Annotated in this window: 17 protein-coding genes; 11 read left to right on the top strand and 6 right to left on the bottom strand. The window is 61.4% G+C overall.

The genetic code is table 11. The annotated features are described in order from the left end of the window. The first annotated feature begins 424 nt into the window (after positions 1-424). From DUPY_RS00515 to DUPY_RS00505, 3 genes are all read left to right on the top strand, one after another. Positions 425-1819, top strand: coding sequence for a sensor histidine kinase (locus DUPY_RS00515; protein ID WP_070245777.1), 1395 nt, complete (start codon positions 425-427; stop codon positions 1817-1819). A 74-nt stretch (positions 1820-1893) separates the two neighbouring features. After that, positions 1894-2658: a LytR/AlgR family response regulator transcription factor gene (locus tag DUPY_RS00510; protein WP_070245776.1), complete on the top strand. Its 765-nt coding sequence runs from the start codon at positions 1894-1896 to the stop codon at positions 2656-2658. Between the two features lie 123 nt (positions 2659-2781). Beyond that, positions 2782-3951: a PAS domain-containing sensor histidine kinase gene (locus tag DUPY_RS00505; RefSeq protein WP_070245775.1), complete on the top strand. Its 1170-nt coding sequence runs from the start codon at positions 2782-2784 to the stop codon at positions 3949-3951. A gap of 6 nt (positions 3952-3957) precedes the next feature. On the opposite strand, the gene DUPY_RS00500 is transcribed toward DUPY_RS00505, so the two are convergent. From DUPY_RS00500 to DUPY_RS00490, 3 genes are all read right to left on the bottom strand, one after another. Then, a complete protein-coding gene (locus DUPY_RS00500; RefSeq protein ID WP_443093054.1) occupies positions 3958-5040 on the bottom strand; it encodes a porin in 1083 nt (360 codons plus the stop codon). 164 nt (positions 5041-5204) lie between these two features. Further along, entirely contained in the window at positions 5205-5858 is a 654-nt protein-coding gene (locus tag DUPY_RS00495; RefSeq protein WP_070245773.1) for a class I SAM-dependent methyltransferase, read from the bottom strand. A 17-nt stretch (positions 5859-5875) separates the two neighbouring features. Further along, on the bottom strand, positions 5876-6817 hold the full coding sequence (locus tag DUPY_RS00490; RefSeq protein WP_019921913.1) for a CysB family HTH-type transcriptional regulator: 942 nt from the start codon (positions 6815-6817) through the stop codon (positions 5876-5878). A 143-nt stretch (positions 6818-6960) separates the two neighbouring features. Here DUPY_RS00490 and DUPY_RS00485 point away from each other — a divergent pair, with 143 nt between their 5' ends. The 8 genes from DUPY_RS00485 to DUPY_RS00450 all read left to right on the top strand — a co-directional run bounded on the left by DUPY_RS00485 (position 6961) and on the right by DUPY_RS00450 (position 14756). Continuing rightward, complete coding sequence (locus DUPY_RS00485) at positions 6961-8655, top strand: nitrite/sulfite reductase (RefSeq protein ID WP_070245772.1); 1695 nt, start codon at positions 6961-6963, stop codon at positions 8653-8655. Continuing rightward, a complete protein-coding gene (locus DUPY_RS00480) occupies positions 8648-9211 on the top strand; it encodes a DUF934 domain-containing protein (protein ID WP_070245771.1) in 564 nt (187 codons plus the stop codon). Before DUPY_RS00485 ends, DUPY_RS00480 begins: the two co-directional genes overlap by 8 nt. Positions 9212-9223: 12 nt before the next feature. After that, complete coding sequence (locus tag DUPY_RS00475; protein ID WP_070245770.1) at positions 9224-9943, top strand: phosphoadenylyl-sulfate reductase; 720 nt, start codon at positions 9224-9226, stop codon at positions 9941-9943. Between the two features lie 31 nt (positions 9944-9974). After that, the gene (gene cysD / locus DUPY_RS00470; protein WP_070245769.1) at positions 9975-10907 is read left to right on the top strand and encodes a sulfate adenylyltransferase subunit CysD; all 933 of its coding nucleotides are present in this window, start codon (positions 9975-9977) and stop codon (positions 10905-10907) included. Beyond that, the gene (locus tag DUPY_RS00465; RefSeq protein WP_070245768.1) at positions 10907-12226 is read left to right on the top strand and encodes a sulfate adenylyltransferase subunit 1; all 1320 of its coding nucleotides are present in this window, start codon (positions 10907-10909) and stop codon (positions 12224-12226) included. Before cysD ends, DUPY_RS00465 begins: the two co-directional genes overlap by 1 nt. A 182-nt stretch (positions 12227-12408) precedes the next feature. After that, on the top strand, positions 12409-13170 hold the full coding sequence (cobA, locus tag DUPY_RS00460) for a uroporphyrinogen-III C-methyltransferase (RefSeq protein ID WP_070245767.1): 762 nt from the start codon (positions 12409-12411) through the stop codon (positions 13168-13170). A 53-nt stretch (positions 13171-13223) separates the two neighbouring features. Then, positions 13224-13967 carry a hypothetical protein gene (locus DUPY_RS00455; protein ID WP_070245766.1) on the top strand — a complete coding sequence of 248 codons (744 nt, stop codon included), beginning with the start codon at positions 13224-13226 and terminating at the stop codon, positions 13965-13967. A gap of 21 nt (positions 13968-13988) precedes the next feature. Continuing rightward, positions 13989-14756, top strand: a complete 768-nt coding sequence (locus DUPY_RS00450) for a glutaminyl-peptide cyclotransferase (protein ID WP_070245765.1) — start codon at positions 13989-13991, stop codon at positions 14754-14756. Between the two features lie 102 nt (positions 14757-14858). On the opposite strand, the gene DUPY_RS00445 is transcribed toward DUPY_RS00450, so the two are convergent. From DUPY_RS00445 to lptF, 3 genes are read right to left on the bottom strand one after another with little or no spacing between them, the layout of a single operon-like run. Next, complete coding sequence (locus tag DUPY_RS00445; protein ID WP_070245764.1) at positions 14859-15227, bottom strand: sirohydrochlorin chelatase; 369 nt, start codon at positions 15225-15227, stop codon at positions 14859-14861. Continuing rightward, on the bottom strand, positions 15228-16397 hold the full coding sequence (lptG, locus tag DUPY_RS00440) for an LPS export ABC transporter permease LptG (protein ID WP_070245763.1): 1170 nt from the start codon (positions 16395-16397) through the stop codon (positions 15228-15230). It abuts the gene before it with no gap. Beyond that, positions 16394-17533: an LPS export ABC transporter permease LptF gene (gene lptF / locus DUPY_RS00435; protein ID WP_070245762.1), complete on the bottom strand. Its 1140-nt coding sequence runs from the start codon at positions 17531-17533 to the stop codon at positions 16394-16396. Before lptF ends, lptG begins: the two co-directional genes overlap by 4 nt. Between the last annotated feature and the right edge of the window lie 83 nt (positions 17534-17616).

Here is a 17616-nt window from a genome sequence, read left to right as displayed (position 1 = left end):
ACAGGCCACTATTTTCATAGCGCCTATTTCATTACTTCTTGTGAACATTTGATATTTTAAGTATCACAGCAACTAGTGCTGTGTGCACTTTCATCAAACGTCCACACTTATCGACTGTTAATTTTTAAAGAACTGTATTCGGTGTGACTTTCGCACTTGACAAATCGTTTTGTTTGTCAGCGAGAAGGAAGAGTATGAAGCGTTTCGCTCGTTACGTCAACCTTCTTTTTTCCTCGCTTCGTCTAACATTTGCATATCGTCTTCAGCGAGGGGGCGAATTATAGCCAGCTCTGCGTGCCGTGGCAAGAAACATTTCTGCGACACGGTCCATCCCCTGTTTATTGCATCCTGTCGCACGGCCATGGCGCAAAGCGGCGCCGGTCGTTACAGTTGCATCATCAAACCACGCCAGTGAAAGTTGCACATGTTTCCTACGCCCAAAACTCAAGAAACGGTCAAAACCGTCGTTACCTGGTTGCACCGCGCCTTCGATGTGGTCGCCACCTGGGTCACGCAACTGTCCTGGTGGAAGTTCCTGGTATTTGCCATCCTGATGCTGATCGCAGGCTCCATCTTGCAAGATGAGCTGTTCTCGTCGAACACGGTGATGGAAGAATCGGTACGCAGCGACAAGCCCAAGCGGCGTGGTGGCGACAGCAATATCGTCATCGACGACAGCGGCATTCGCTTCAATCCCCGCAACAGGAACATTAACAAGGATGCCGAGAAAGCCGCTGCGGAACACCCAACCCCAGCCGCCGCTCCCGTCGAGCCTGCCGAACCTGCCGAACCTGCCGAACCGACAGAACCGGATCTGCCGCCTGAGGAGCCAGCCGTCCCGGCTACACCAGCTACACCAGTCACCCCGGCCACCCCGGGCAAAAGCGGCAAAGCGTCCGCCGTGCCATCGCTGCCGTCACTGCCGGGCGACGAAGTCCACATCGAACTGCCGCCGCAAATCGGCGAGGAATTGTCCAACGCCATCGAAGAAGCGGTCGACGATGCGGCCGAGCAGAAAGTGGCCCGCTACCACGTGCAGGCGTCAACCTGGTTCAAGAGTTTCGTGACCTTGCTGGTACTGGCCCTGTTCGGCACCAAGGCGCTAATGGGCGGCAAAAAACGCGCGGAAGCTGAAACCCAGAACGCCAACGCCGCCGTCGAGCGCGAAGCCATGCAGCGCCAGCTCTCCGAAGCGCGCATGCAAATGATGCAGGCGCAGGTGGAGCCGCACTTCCTGTTCAATACCCTGGCCTCGGTCGAGCACCTGATCGAAACCGACCCGCCACGCGCCTCCGCCATGCAGCGCAGCCTGATCCGCTACCTGCGCGCGGTGCTGCCGCAAATGCGCGACAACGCCCTGATTACCAACCTCGGCCGTGAAGCCGACATGGTGGAGGCTTACCTGAACCTGCTCAAAATGCGCATGGAAGAACGCCTGATCGTGGAATTCGATGTACCCGACGGCCTGCGCACCGCTGCCTTCCCGCCGATGATGCTGCAGTCGATGGTGGAAAACGCCATCAAGCACGGCCTGGAAGCCAAGCCCGAGGGCGGCGTGCTGAAGGTGCGCGCCGAAGTGGCCCACAACAAGCTGCGCGTGATCGTTTCCGATACCGGGCTGGGCTTCGGCGCCGTGCCCAGCAATGGCACCGGGCTGGGCCTGACCAATATCCGCGAACGGCTGAAACTGCTGCATGGGGAACAAGGCCAGCTACTGATCGCTGCCAACACACCAAGCGGTGTGATCGCCACCATCGAAGTACCGTACGCGCTTGCGAAAACCAAGGCCGAACCAACCAACCTGTCCAAGACCAATTGATTAATTGACCATGAGCGCAATTCGTTGAATAATTGATCGACTATTCCTTTGATAATCCTTAGCCTGCGAACCCGATGCCTACTGCAATTATTGCCGATGACGAAAGACTGATGCGCGACCAGCTGCGCATGCGCTTGGAACAAGTATGGCCGGAGCTTGAAATTCTTGGCGAAGCCAAGAACGGCGACGAAGCGATCGAGCTGGTCGACCAGCTCAAGCCGGACTTCACCTTCCTCGACATCCGCATGCCCGGCAAGACCGGCATGGAAGCGGCCACCGTGATCGGTAGCAAGAGCAATATCGTGTTCGTCACCGCCTACGACGCCTACGCGGTCGAAGCCTTCGAGCGCGGCGCCATCGACTACGTGCTCAAGCCGTCCGAGCCGGAACGCCTGAAAATCACGGTCGACCGCCTCAAGGAACGCCTGAACAAGCCCGCCACGCCGGATGTCAGCGCCAGCGTAACGGCGCTGCTGTCGCAGCTGACCGAGAAAATCTCGGCGCCCAAGCCATCGCACCTGCAATGGATACAGGCCAGCATCGGCCAGGACCTGCGCATGATCCCGGTCGAGGAAATCCTGTTTTTCCGTTCCGACGAAAAATACACATGCGTGCAGACCGAGCGTTACGAGGCGCTGATCCGCAAGCCCGTGCGCGACCTGGCCGAGGAGCTCGATCCCAAGCTGTTCTGGCAAATCCACCGCGCCACCCTGGTGAACGTCAACGCCATCGAAGGCGTGACCCGCGACATCCGCGGTCGCCACCTGGTGATGATCAAGGGCCGCTCCGACAAGCTGGAGGTCAGCCGCAGCTTCCTGCATTTGTTCAAGCAGATGTAGCTAGCCGATGTAATGCGCTGATGTAAATGCGCATTGATGCGCACTTGATAGGCATCAAGGGGCGGACCTGCGCTTGTCCTATGGTACAGAGTGCAGCCGCCCTTTTCCGGCTGGGGATTTTGCATGAAGCTACCCCGCCCCCTTCTGTCCCTGCTCGCCATCACTGCCGCCACCGGCGTCGCCTGGCTGGCGCGTCCCTTGTTGCGACCACTACTGCAGCCACTCGGCCGCAAGTCCTGGCGTCGCAGCCGGGGCATCATTCAGCACGCCAGTGACGCCATCATCGTCACCGACGAGCAGCAATCCATCCTGCAGGCCAACCCGGCGGCTGCCACCATGTTCGGCGTCTCGCTCGACGACATGCAGGGCGCACCGCTCAATGCCTTCATCCCGCGCGACCAGCGCCTGGGCGCCAACCCGGCGACGTCCCATTATTTCGGCAATACCGGCATCCACCTGCGCATGAAGGGCCGCCGCGCCAGCGATTACGCGGTCACCGGCGTGCGCAGCGACGGCCAGCATTTGCCGCTCGAGGGGTCGATCTCGTCGCTATACGAAAGCGGCAAGCCGATTTACACCATCATCTTGCGCGACATTACCGAGCGCAAACAGGTGCAGGAAAAGCTGGCGCAGTCCTATACGCAGCTGCGCGAGCTGTCGGCCGCGCTGCAAACCATCCGCGAAGAGGAACGCAAGCACATCGCCCGCGAACTGCACGACGACCTGGGCCAGTTGCTGGCCACGCTACGGGTGGACCTGGCACTGCTGCAACGCCAGTTACGTGAGCCAGGGCCGCGCAAGCTGCTCAATGGCATGGATGAGTTGCTGATGGCGTCGATCACGTCGCTGCGGCGCATTGCCAGCAACCTGCGGCCGCGCGCACTCGATGAAGGTGGTCTGTATTTTGCGCTGGAGAGCTTGCGCCAGGAATTCGTCTCGCACTACGGCATAGCGTGCCGTCTGCATGCGAACGAAGAAGAATTGATACTCGATGATGCCTATAGCACGGCCATTTACCGCATCGTGCAGGAAGCGCTGACCAATATCATGCGCCATGCGCAAGCAACCAGGGTCGAACTGTCATTGCGGCGGGTGGACGATTTGCTCGATATTTCCATCCAGGACGACGGCCGCAGCATCGCCGCCCAGGACATGGACAAAGCTTCGTCCTATGGCCTGATCGGGATGCGCGAAAGGGTGTGGGCGCTGCAAGGCGATATTTCCATCCTCAGCGACGGCGGCACCCGGATCATGGTCCGGCTGCCACTGCCACCGCGCGCGCCCGCCCCTTGAACCTGCTTAGAACGAGTGACGCACGCCGACGTTGAACGCCTTGTCGCCGGTGCCTGGCTCGTTGTTGTTACCCACGGTGTAGCCGGCGCCGTTCTTGTTCTTGATCTTGGCGTAGCTGGCGTAGGCGCCGGTACGCTTGGACAGCGCGTACAGGTAACCGACGGCGAACTGGTCGGCGTCCTGGTTGAAGTTGGTCTTGTCGTTCTTGCGGGTGTACGACGTCATGATGGTGCCAGCGCCGACCGGGATCTGCGCGCCGACCAGGATGTTGTCGCTATCGAGGCTGGCGGTTGGGGCCACGCGGTAAGCGAAGGCATTGGCCACTGGCAGCGGCGCGCTGTTCAGGCCCTTGTTGGTGCCGTAGGCAACGTAGGCCTTCACCACCTGGAAGTCATAGTTCATGGCCACCAGGGTGTTCTTGCCGGTGTCGCGCTCGGTGACGATGCCATTGGCGACGGTGTCGTTGTTGCGGTTGTTGTACACCACGCGCACATTCAGCGGACCTTGCGAGTAAGCCATGCCCAGGCCGAACTGGCGGGCGGCTTCGCTGCTGCCAGCCTGTTCGCCCAGGGCGTACTGGCCGTCGATGGTGAAGCCCGAGAAGGTCGGGGTGGTGTACACCAGCGAGTTGCTTACGCGGGTCAGGTTGCCCGAGGTTGGGAACAGGTTCTTGGCGCTACCGGCGTAACCGGCGCCGAACGGGTCGGCGACCTGGCTCAACGCGTTGTACAACATGGTTTGCTGGCGACCGATGGTCAGGGTGCCGGCGTCCTTGCTTTTCAGGCCGACCATGGCTGCGCGGTTGAACAGCGCGCTGTTGGTGTTGTCCAGGGTACCGTCGTCAACCTTGATGCCGGCTTCCAGCTGGAAAATGGCCGACAGGCCGTTACCCAGGTCTTCGGTACCACGGAAACCCAGACGCGACTGGCCGCCGATACCGCTGGTCACTTTGGTCACGCTGCCGGCTGCGCCACCGCGCTCGGAAACCATGCCGACGTCAACCAGACCGTAGATGGTGACGTTCGATTGCGCTTGGGCCTGGGCTGCGAAGCCGCCGATGATCATTGCTGCCAGAGTAAGTTTTTTCACTTGAAGTTCTCTACTGAAGGTTGAAAGAGTGCTGCACGATTTGCTTGTACCGGCGGAATCATGCCTATCAAATACTTCAACAATGTGACAACGCCAAGCTGTTGTTTCTGAGCCACAAAGCAAAACAGCCGCACGTGGCGGCTGTTTTATCAGGGCAACAAACCTTACTTCAAGCGGCAGCTCAGCAGGTAGTAATACTCGAGCCGCTCGATGCGAATCTGCTTGGTGGACGCGGCAAAACGCTTGCGCAGCGTGCTGTCGGTCAGGTAGTTCTTCATGATTTCGTAACGCTGGCCGTCGTCGGCGGTGAGGATCTGGTGGGTATTGCCTTCCATATCCGTGCGGGCGAACACCATCGAATTGCCATCGACATAGGTTTCGTCCAGCAACACCAGCAACACGTCCTTGCCCAGCTTGGTGCGCAGCTCTTTCAGGTATTTTTCCTGGTCTTCGCGGCGCACGTGGCTCCACAAGCCGGCGGCAAACACGGCCGTGTACTTGCCTTCCAGACCGTCAGGCAGGTTGAAGGCATCCATGATGCCGAAGGTGACCACATCTTCGTCGAGGCCACGGGTTTCGGCCAGGGCTATCATTTCCGGCAACAGATCGGTAGCGTAGACCGACTCGGCGGTCTCCGAGATCAGGTCGGTCCAGTACGCGGTGCCGCAGGCCAGTTCCAGCACCTTGTGGCCTTCGAACATCTCGGCAACCATTTCCTGCAGGTCGTCGAGGTCGTCGAAGCGCTCTTCCTGGGCGTACACCTGGTCGTAATTGTCGGCGTTAACGGCATAAAATTGTGCCAACTGATTGGTAATCATGGGAGTGCTTTCTCGTTTTACAGTTCGTAGTGCTCTTTATCGCCACTCATGGCCTGCTCCACCAGCTTGCGGTTGAGCGTGGGCGCCAGCAGTTCGATAAAGGTATATATATAGCTGCGCAGATAGGCGCCCTGCTTGACGGCCACGCGCGAGACGTTCATGCCAAACAGGTGTCCTACCGGAATCGCGCGCAGATTCTTGTCGCGCTCGGCGTCGAAGGCCATGCCCGCGATGATACCGATGCCCATGCCCAACTCCACATAGGTCTTGATGACGTCGGCGTCTATCGCCTCGAGCAACACGTCGAGCTTCAGGCCGCGCAGCGCAAACGCGTGATCGATCTTGCTGCGGCCGGCAAAGGCGCCATCATAGGTGATGATCGGGTACGCTGCAATTTCTTCCAGCGTTACCTCCTTGTAGCGCAGCAGCGGATGGTCGGGCGCCACCACCAGCACGTGCTCCCATTGGTAACATGGCAAGGTGATCAAACCGTTAATGCCGGCGATCGATTCGGTGGCAATCGCCAGGTCGGCCTGGTCGCGCTGGACCATCTCGGCGATCTGCTGCGGATTACCTTGAAGCAACGATAAGCGCACCTTGGGGAACTTGACCATGAACGCCTGCACCACTTTCGGCAAGGTGTAGCGGGCCTGCGTGTGGGTGGTGGCGATGGTAAAGCTGCCGCTGTCCTGGGCCGCGTATTCCTTGCCAATGCGCTTGAGACTGTCGATCTCCTGCATGATCAGTTCCACCGACGACAATACCAGCCGCCCCGGCTCGGTCAGGCCGCGGATGCGCTTGCCGTGCCGGGTAAAGATGTCCACCCCCAACTCTTCTTCGAGCTCGATAATCGCCTTGGACACGCCTGGTTGCGAGGTAAACAGCGCCTTGGCGGCGTCGGTCAGATTGTAGTTCTGGCGTACAGCTTCGCGCACGAAGCGCAGTTGGTGAAGGTTCATCTCGACCGATCTTTAATTAACGTCCGTACTTATACCCAATCCTTATATAAGCAAATAAAGACTAAGTAGTTTGGAATAAAGCTGAAGTTTATTACTATTGCAGCTACTTTGGGGATTCTAGTCGCCGACCAACCAGGAACAATATGTATCAATACGACCAATACGACCATCTTATCGTGCGCGAACGCATTGCACAGTACCGCGACCAGGTACGCCGCCGCCTCGCCGATGAGCTGACCGAAGCCGAGTTCGTGCCGCTGCGCCTGCAAAACGGCTTGTACATGCAACGCCACGCCTACATGCTGCGCATCGCCGTGCCATACGGCCTGCTGGCGTCCAAGCAGATGCGCATGTTCGCCCATATCGCCCGCAAGTACGACCGCGGCTATGGCCACTTCACCACGCGCCAGAACATCCAGTTCAACTGGGTGGAGCTGGAACAGACCCCGGACATCCTGACCGACCTGGCCTCGGTGGAAATGCACGCGATCCAGACGTCGGGCAACTGCATCCGCAACACCACGTCCGACCCGTATGCCGGCGTTGCCGCCGACGAGATCATCGATCCGCGTCCCTACGCCGAAGTGCTGCGCCAATGGTCCACGTTCCACCCCGAGTTCATCGCCCTGCCGCGCAAGTTCAAGGTTGCCATCAACGGCGCCGTGGAAGACCGCGCGGCGATCGCCATCCATGACATTGGCCTGACCGTGGTGCGCAACGACGCCGGCGAAATCGGCTTCAAGTTCATGGCCGGCGGCGGCATGGGCCGCACGCCGATCATCGGCAGCGTGATCCGCGACTTCCTGCCATGGCAGCACCTGCTCACTTACACCGAAGCCGTGATGCGCGTGTACAACCAGTACGGCCGCCGCGACAACAAGTACAAGGCCCGCATCAAGATCCTGCTCAAGGCCATCGGCGCCGAAGAATTCGCGCGCCAGGTCGAAGCAGAATGGGCAGACCTCAAGGACGGTCCCGAGACCCTGACGGTCGAAGAAATGCAGCGCATTATCGACTACTTCCAGCCGCCTGCTTACAAACAGCTCGACGACAGCGACGTCGTCGCCGCCCAGGATGGCAATAAAGCGTTCGCCAACTGGGTGAACCGCAACGTCAAGCCGCACAAGCAACCAGGCTACGCGGCCGTGGTGCTGTCGCTGAAAAAACCGGGCGTGCCGCCCGGTGACGCCACCGCCGAGCAGATGGACTTCATGGCCGACCTGGCCGACCGTTACAGCTTCGGCGAACTGCGTGTGACCCACGAACAGAACGTGGTGCTGGCCGACGTGGAACAGTCGCAATTGTACGCGCTGTGGCAGGAAGCCAAGGCGCACCAGCTGGCCACGCCGAATATCGGCCTGCTGACCGACATGATCTGCTGCCCCGGCGGCGACTTCTGCTCGCTGGCCAACGCCAAGTCGCTGCCGATCGCCGCGTCGATCGCCGAGCGCTTCGAGAATATCGACTTCCAGCACGATATCGGCGAGATCGAACTCAATATCTCGGGCTGCATCAACGCTTGCGGCCACCACCACGTCGGCTCCATCGGCGTGCTCGGTGTCGATAAAGATGGCAGCGAGTGGTACCAGGTGTCGATCGGCGGCGCGCAGGGCAACAACGCTGCCATCGGCAAGATCATCGGCCCGTCGTTCTCGGCGCAGCAGATGCCGGAAGTGATCGACCGCCTGTTGCAGGTGTACCTGCGCGAGCGCTTCGAGGACGAGTCGTTCGCCGACTGCGCACAGCGCCTGGGCGTGGCCCCGTTCAAGCAATTTGTGTACGCCACGCCGATCGCCGAAAAAGGTGGTCGTCTGGTAGGAGAGGATGAATATGTCTGACGCTGTTAAAAACCTGATCATCAAGGGCCGCGAAGTGGTCGAAGACAGCTGGCTGGTGTTGCGCCTGGCCGAACCGGTGGAAGGCGCACCGGCCATCGACCCGGCCACCGTCGCCGTCCCCGAAGGCAAAATCATCGTGCCGCAAGCGGTATGGCTGGTGCAGCGCGAACTGCTGGCCGCGCGCGCTGCGCTTGGCGAAATCGGCGTGTGGATCGCCAGCGATGAGCGTCCCGAAGCGATCAAGGACGACCTGTCGCAGTTTGCCCTGGTGGCGGTGGACTTCCCCAAGTTTACCGACGGCCGTGGCTACTCGATCGCGTACAACCTGCGCCTGCGCCTGGGCTGGACCGGCGAGCTGCGGGCGATTGGCGACGTGCTGCGCGACCAGCTATTCCAGATGAGCCGCGTGGGCTTCGATGCCTACGTGGTGCGCGCCGACCGCGACGTGCACGATGCGCTCAAGGGTCTGTCCGATTTTTCGGAAACCTACCAGGCGTCCGTGGACCAGAAAGTACCGCTGTTCCGCCGCCACGCACGCCTCGCCGCCGGCGCCTGACTGGACCACCCCATGGATAATTTGAGCAAGCTGATTGCCGACAGCAGCGCCACGCTGTCGCGCATCGCCAGCGATTTTTCCCCGGCGGTTTTCGCCTCGAGCCTGGCCGCCGAAGACATGGTGCTGACCGACCTGATACTGAAATCGAAACTCGATATCGGCATCTTCTCGCTTGAAACCGGCCGCCTGCATCCCGAAACACTGGACATGCTGGGCAAGGTCAAAGACCACTACGACGGCTACGAGATCGCGCTGTACAAGCCCCAGCCCGAGGCGGTCGACGCCTACGTCGCGCAAAATGGCCTGAACGCCTTTTACGACAGCGTGGAGATGCGCCGCGAATGCTGCCGCATCCGCAAGGTGGAACCACTGGGCCGCGCCCTGGCCGGCAACAAGGCCTGGGTCACCGGACAGCGCCGCGCCCAATCGACCACCCGCGCCGAGCTGCACGTGCAGGAAGACGATACGGCGCACGGCATGGTCAAGTTCAATCCGCTGGCCGACTGGTCGGAGGAAGACGTGTGGAACTACATCCGCGAGCACAACGTGCCATACAACGCGCTGCACGACCAGGGCTTTCCATCGATTGGCTGCGCACCGTGCACGCGCGCCGTGCAGCCGGGCGAAGATGTGCGCGCCGGCCGCTGGTGGTGGGAAAACCCGGACTCGAAGGAGTGCGGCCTGCACATGGTGGACGGCAAACTGATACGCATTAAATCCGTGGTAGCCTGATTCCCTTCGGCCGCCGAACAAGAAAGAACCTATGAACGCATTAGCTGAAAACCACGCCGTGCATGTCAATGCGCGCCACCTCGACGCCCTGGAATCGGAAGCGATCCACATCATGCGCGAAGTGGCGGCCGAATGCGCCAACCCTGCCCTGCTGTTCTCGGGCGGTAAAGACTCGGTGGTCTTGCTGCGCATCGCGGAGAAGGCTTTCCGCCCCGGCAAATTCCCGTTCCCGCTAGTGCACGTCGATACCGGCCACAACTTCCCGGAAGTGATCACCTTCCGCGACAAGCGCGTGGCCGAACTGGGCGAACGCCTGATCGTCGGCTCGGTCGAAGAATCGATCAAAAAGGGCACGGTGCGCCTGCGCAACCCGGCCACGGACTCGCGCAACGCCGCGCAAGCGGTCACGCTGCTGGAGACCATCGCCGAACACGGTTTCGACGCCTGCATCGGCGGCGCGCGCCGCGATGAAGAAAAGGCCCGCGCCAAGGAACGCATCTTCTCGTTCCGCGACGAATTCGGCCAGTGGGATCCAAAGTCGCAGCGCCCGGAACTGTGGGACCTGTATAACACCCGCGTCCATCCGGGCGAGAACATGCGCGTGTTCCCGATCTCGAACTGGACCGAGCTCGATGTGTGGCAATACATCGCGCGCGAAAAACTGGAACTGCCGCCGATCTACTTCGCCCACGAACGCCAGGTGATTCCACGCAACGGCCTGCTGGTGCCGCTGACCGACCTGACGCCGCCGCGCGAAGGCGAAACCGTGCAAACCCAAGTGGTGCGTTTCCGCACCGTCGGTGATATCTCGTGCACCTGCCCGGTGTCGTCGGACGCGGCCACCGTGGACGCGATCATCGCCGAGACGGCAGTGACCCAAGTGACCGAGCGCGGTGCCACCCGCATGGACGACCAGACTTCCGAAGCATCGATGGAAAAACGTAAAAAAGCAGGATACTTCTGATGAATGCACTGACTGACAACACTGTTCAACATCTGTCGGAGCGCGGCCTGCTGCGCTTCATCACCGCCGGTTCCGTCGACGACGGCAAGAGCACCCTGATCGGCCGCCTGCTGTTCGACAGCAAGGGCATCTTCGCCGACCAGCTCGACGCGATGTCGCGCTCCAAGCACAAGCGCACCGTGGGCGACGCGGTCGATTTGTCGCTGCTGACCGACGGCCTGGAAGCCGAGCGCGAACAGGGCATCACCATCGACGTGGCCTACCGCTACTTCGCCACGCCCAAGCGCAAGTTCATCATCGCCGACACGCCGGGCCACGAGCAGTACACCCGCAACATGGTCACCGGCGCTTCCACCGCCGACGCGGTGATCATCCTGGTCGATGTGTCGAAGGTGAAACTGCGCGAAGATGGCGGTGTGGATCTGCTGATCCAGACCAAGCGCCACTCGACCATCGCCCACCTGCTGCAGATCGAGCACGTGATCGTGGCCGTCAACAAGATGGACCTGGTGAATTACGACCAGGCCATCTACGACCGCATCGTCAAGGCTTACCAGGAATTCGCCGCCACCCTGGGCCTGAAAGACGTGACGCCGATTCCACTGTCCGCCCTCACCGGCGACAACGTGGTCGATCGCAGCGACAAGCTGGCGTGGTACCAGGGCCCGACCCTGATCGAATTGCTCGAATCGCTGTCGGTCGATGATGCATCGCACGACGCGCCGTTCCGCTTCCCGGTGCAGCTGGTGGCGCGCCACAACGGCCATGAAGCGAACGACTTCCGCGGCTACATGGGCCGTATCGAAGCCGGCAAGGTGTCGGTCGGCGACAAGCTGGTGGTCCAGCCTTCGGGCCAGAGCGCCACCGTCAAGGATATCGTCACCCTGGAAGGCTCGCACCAGTCGGCGGTGGTGGGCCAGTCGGTCACCCTGCTGCTGGAAGAGTACCTGGACATTTCGCGCGGCGACCTGCTGGCTGGCGCAAGTCAACCGGCCACCCTGCTCAAGACCTTGAAAGCCGATGTTTGCTGGATGTCGGACGAGCCGCTGGACCAGCGCCGCAAGTACTGGATCAAGCACGGTACCAGGCAGACGTCGGCCAAGATCACGGCCATCGAGTCGCTGCTGGACATCAATACCCAGCAGCGCCACGCTGCCGACGGCCTGAAACTGAACGACATCGCGCGCATCGGCTTGACGGTGCAGCAGCCGCTGGCCGCCGACGCCTACGCCGACATCCGCGCCACCGGGGCTTTCATCCTGATCGATGAAGTAACCCACCAGACGGTGGCAGCGGGTATGATTCGGTTAGCGGATTAATACCCGCATGCGATAACGTAGGTTAATACCGTTAGCCCTGCTATCGTCATCCTCGCGCAAGCGGGGATCCATAGCACCTTTGAGCAGCGTTTGCTCAAATTATGCTGCAATACAGAGCATATGTTCTATCGGTCCCCGCGTTCGCGAGGACGACGTGGCTCAGCCAACCAAGGATTACAGCAATGCCAACTCTCGGAAAAGTCTACCTGATCGGCGCCGGTCCCGGCGCCCAGGACCTCATGACACTGCGCGGTGCGCGCCTCCTGGCGCAAGCCGACGTGGTGCTGCACGACGCCCTGGTCACGGCCGAGATGCTGGAGCTGTGCCCGCAAGCCGAAAAAATCCTGGTCGGCAAACGCTGCGGCCAGCTCTCCAGCGCCCAGCAGTTCATCAACAAGCAGCTGGTCGATCACGCCCACAAGGCCGCCGTGGTGGTGCGCCTGAAAGGCGGCGACCCGATGCTGTTCGGCCGCGCCGACGAGGAATTGCGCGCGCTCGAGGAAGCCGGTATCGAGGTGGAAGTCGTCCCCGGCATCACCACCGCGCTCGCTGCCGCTGCCACCACCAGGCAGCCACTGACCAAGCGCGGTGTCTCGCGCAGCGTGGCCTTTTTCACCTCGTCCACCGCACCCGACCAGCGCGAACACGATGCGATTCCAGATGCCGATACCCTGGTGCAGTACATGGGCGGGCGCGAGGCGATCGCCACCGCGCAGCGCCTGCTCGATGGCGGCCGCCGCCCCGATACGCCGGTGATCGTGATCGAAAACGTCAGCCGCGCCGACCAGCGCATCCGCCGCATGACCATCGCCGCCATGGCCCACGGCCTGGGTGAAGCACAGGGCCCGGTGCTGGTCATGATCGGCGACGCCATGCAAACGCGTAGCCACCAGCAGCTCGAAAGCCGGATCAGCGACGCAATACAGCAACAGCTCCGCGCCTAACTTTCCCGAAATTGTGAGAATATCCACTCTTACCCACAGTGTCAGAGGCAGCAATGGATAATGTTCACGACATCCTGGACCGTGCGTTTAACGCGCACTCGGCCGGCCAGTTCGACGCCGCGCTGCAGGATTACACCTGGCTGTTCGATGCTACCTCGGAGCGCGACTCGGACGTGGCGCCGCTGCGCTTGTCCTACGTGCTCAATGCCTGGGCCAAGCTGGCCGAGGAATACCTGCCCGCGCGCCAGGCGCTGGTGGCCCTGCGCGAGCGCGACAGCGAGCGGCTGCTGGCCGGCGATGGCAGCGATATCGAAGGTGACTCGGTTCTGTTCAACGACGTGCGCGCCATCAACGACAAGCTGGGCGACGCCCAGCACACGTACCAGCTGTTCCAGCGCCTGCCAGCAAGCCTGGCCCGCGAATGCGCCAACTCGGCGCTGCCGTCGATGATGGCCTGCGGCGACTTCACACTGGCGCACACCTACCTGCCGCATCCTGACGCCCACCTGGGCGACTACGCGGCCGAAGTGAGCGCCCACGTGGCCACGCTCGACCTGCTGTCCGACGCCGGCATGTCCGAGCTGCTGGCCACCGTCTACAACTACATGACCGAAGTGCGGCTGATCCTGGAACTGCTCGAAGGCTATGGCGACCACGCTGCCGCCACCCGGCTGCGCCAGCAAGCCGCCGCCCTGGTCACCTCGGCCGAAGCGCGCGCCTGCATCGATGCCGAATTCGCCCACCCCGGCACCACCCTCGACGCCATGGTCGAGCTGCAAAACGCCGCACTCATTTAACGCATTTTACGAACAAGACCAGTGAACCAGAACCGCGTTTCCCTCTTCCTATGCTCGGCGCTGATATCGACATCCGCCGCAGCCGCGATCCCTACCTACGACTTCAAGATCGTCCACAGCTACCCGCACGACGCCCAGGCGTTCACCCAGGGTTTGCTGTACCGCGACGGTTTTTTGTACGAAAGCACGGGCCTGAACGGCAAGTCCACCATCCGCAAGGTGCAGCTAGAAACGGGCAAGGTACTGCAAAGCCGCGACATTCCGGCGCAATATTTCGGCGAGGGCATGACCGACTGGAACGACACGCTGGTGAGCATCACCTGGCGCTCGCAGACCGGCTTCGTGTTCGATCTCAAGACGTTCGAGCCGAAGGGCGACTTTGCCTACCCCGGCGAAGGCTGGGGCCTGGCGCAAAACGGCAAGGAGCTGGTGCTCAGCGACGGCAGCAACACGCTGCGCTTCCTCGACCCGAAAACCTTCCTCGAAGTGCGGCGCGTGAAGGTGACGGCCGACGGCATCGCGGTCGATCAGCTCAATGAGCTGGAAGTGGTGGGCGACGAAATCTTCGCCAATGTCTGGCAGACCAACACCATTGCCCGCATCGACCAGAAGACCGGCAAAATCACCGGCTGGATCGACCTGGGCAAGCTGTATGCGGAAGCCGGCAAAGGCCCGGCAGCCGACAATGTCCTCAACGGCATCGCGTACGACGCCGCCAAAAAACGCCTGTTCGTCACCGGCAAGCTGTGGCCCAAGCTCTACGAAATCAAGCTAATTCCGCGTCACTAATTAAAGGCCGCTTCAGGGCTGCCAGAGCGAGGCGTAGCGACGCAGACAGTGCGCCAGCACGGAAAGGAGCTACAACGAAGCGCTGGCTGCCCTGAAGCGGCCTTAGAGCGAGTTGACGCAGTAGTCGGTTAGCGCATTCAATACCGCCGGATCTTCGCCGGCCGCCCCCACCACCTTGAACGACAGCTGCGGATGATCGATGCGCAGCTGCTCCACCATCAGCGGCAGGGCGCGCAGCACGTGGCCACCCTGCCCCAGGAACACCGGCACCACAGTCACGTCCGCAATGCCTTGCGTGGCCATGTCCGCCACCATCTCGGGCAGGCGCGGCTCCATCAGTTCGAGAAATGCCAGCTCCACCCGCACCTCGGGCAGGCGCGTACGCGTGAGGTCGCGCAGCCGTTCGAACGGTGCGGCCCAGGAGGCGGCGCGGGCGCCGTGGGCAAATAAGATCAGGGCTTGCTTGGTCATCTAATGTCTTTCCACCCACCATAGCGCACCGAGCGCCAGGAACAGGTATATCAAGCTGGGGGCCAGCGCCGTCAGGAATGCGGGCCAGGTACTGAGCACGCCAAGGTGCGAGAACAGGGTGTTTACCAACAGGAAGCTCACGCCGATCATGATGCCGACGAAAATCTTCAGGCTCACGCCACCGCTACGCGTGTGCAGGTAGCCGAACGGCAGCGCCAGCGCCATCAATACGAAAATGGCCAGCGGGTCGAACAGCTTTTTCCAGAAGGCGATCTTGAAGCGCTCGGTCTCCTGGCGGTTTTCCTGCAGGTGGCGCGTGTAGACCAACAGCTCGTTGGCCGACATGCGATCGGGATCGGCGCCCGACACCGCCAGGATGCGCGGCGTGATCTCGGAGATCAGGTCCTTGGTGGCGCTGTGGCGCGTTTCGATCAGGCTCGACTCCTGGCCGAAGTTGTTCTCCAGGTTGGCGATCATGCCCGGCTTGAGCAGTGCCGGATTGGTGAAGATGTTTTCGGTGACGTCCGTAAGCAGCCAGTTGTTCTTGCCCTGGAAGGTGCCGCGCTTGGCGGCGGTGATGGAACGCAGGCGGAAGTTGTTATCGAACTCGTAGAGCTTGACGTCCACCAGCGCACCGTCGGGCCGCACTTCGCGCACGTTGAAAAAGCGCGAGCCGATCACGGTGCCGGTCATGCCCTCGGACTTGACGATGTCCTTGGTCCACAGGCCGGAACGGAACTCGGACGAAATCGCCGCCCCGCGCGAATTGAGCTTGATGGTGTCGGCAATCGGCGCGGTGCGCGGCGTGATCAGCTCACCGAAAATGAAGGTGATGATCACCAGCACGATGCCGATCTTGGCCAGCATCCAGCCCACCATGCCGGTGGACATGGACGCCGCGCGCATGATGGTGAACTCGGAGGTGGCCGCAAACTGCGCCATGATGTAGATGGTGCCGATCAGCGACGCCACCGGCATCACCCGGTATACATAGCCGGGTATGCGTGCGGCCACGTACAGCAGCGCGTATTGCAAGGTGTAGCCGTTCTTGCCGACCGAGCGCAGTTCGCCGGTGAGGTCGAGGAAGGCTTGCAGCAGCAAAAACGCCACCAGCACGAAGGCAACCGCCTGCAGGATCGAGACGGCAAAATAGCGTTGCAGGATTTTCATGGCGAGACGGCCTTGTTGTCGGCGCCAATGCGCGAGCGTTTCATCGCCGCCAGCATGGCCAGCGGATGGTAAGGGTGATTCAGGTTCAGGCGCCAGGCGAACATGGCGAGCACCACCAGCGCGGTGACCAGGTGCAGCGGCCACCAGCCCAGCGCGAACGATATTTTACCGCCCTGGACCACGCCTTCCATCAGCTTGACCAGGTTGTTATACGAGAAGAAGATCAGCAGCGCGATGATCAGGTTGGCCGAGCTGCCCGCGCGCGGATTGACAAAACCCAGCGGTATCGCCAGCAGCACCAGCAGCAAACAGGTGAGCGGCGAGGCGATGCGCGACAGCAGTTCGGCGCGGCCGGAGGTGCTGGTGTCGGCAAACAGCGCCATGGTCGGAATGGCGTCGGTGTCGCTGTCGGGGTCGAGCTCCTGCGACTGGCTGGCCACGCGCATGCTGTAGCTTTCGAACTCCATGGTCTGGAAGTCGGACTGACCCGGCACGCCCTGGTAGCGGCGGCCGTTCTTGAGCACCAGGTAGCGTTCACCCTTGGCGCCGGTGCTGATTACGCCTTCGCGCGCGACGATGACGGCGGTGCCGCGTTCATCGACGGTGTTGACGAACACGTTGTGCACCACCGAGGTGTCGCCGGCCACGCCTTCGACGAAGAAGATGCGGTTGGCCGAGGCCGATTCGCGGAACTGGCCGGGCGAGACTTTTTGCAGGTCTTCGCGCTTGGCGAAGCGTTCGACGTACTCGGAGCTTTTCTCCTTGGCCCACGGCGCGGCCACCAGGCTCAGTGCCCCGGTGAGCAGCACCATCGGGATGCCGAAGCTGAGCACCGGCCAGATCCAGCGCGTGAGGCTCAGGCCCGAGGCGAACCACACCACCATTTCGGAATCGCGGTAGCTGCGGGTGACCACCATCAGCACCGAGATAAAGCTGGTGAGGATCAGGATGGTGGGCAGATAATTGATGGTCGCGAACATGATCAGCGCCAGCACGTCGCCGGAATCGACTTTGCCGCCGGCGGCCTTGCCGAGGATGCCGATCAGGGTCCAGGTCACGCTGACGCTGAAGAGCACCGTGAAGCTGGTGCCGGCCGCAGCGGCCATTTCTCGTCTTAAGGCGCGTTGAAAAATCATTCGAAGTTTATAATTGGTGGTTATGGCCGTGTTATAGCTTCGACAGGGCCAAAAAATTAAAAGTAACAGCCTGGCCGAACACC

Origin of the sequence: Duganella phyllosphaerae (genome assembly GCF_001758785.1) — a bacterium.
GTDB classification, from domain to species: domain Bacteria; phylum Pseudomonadota; class Gammaproteobacteria; order Burkholderiales; family Burkholderiaceae_D; genus Rugamonas; species Rugamonas phyllosphaerae.
This window is presented reverse-complemented; position numbering and strand designations above follow the sequence as displayed.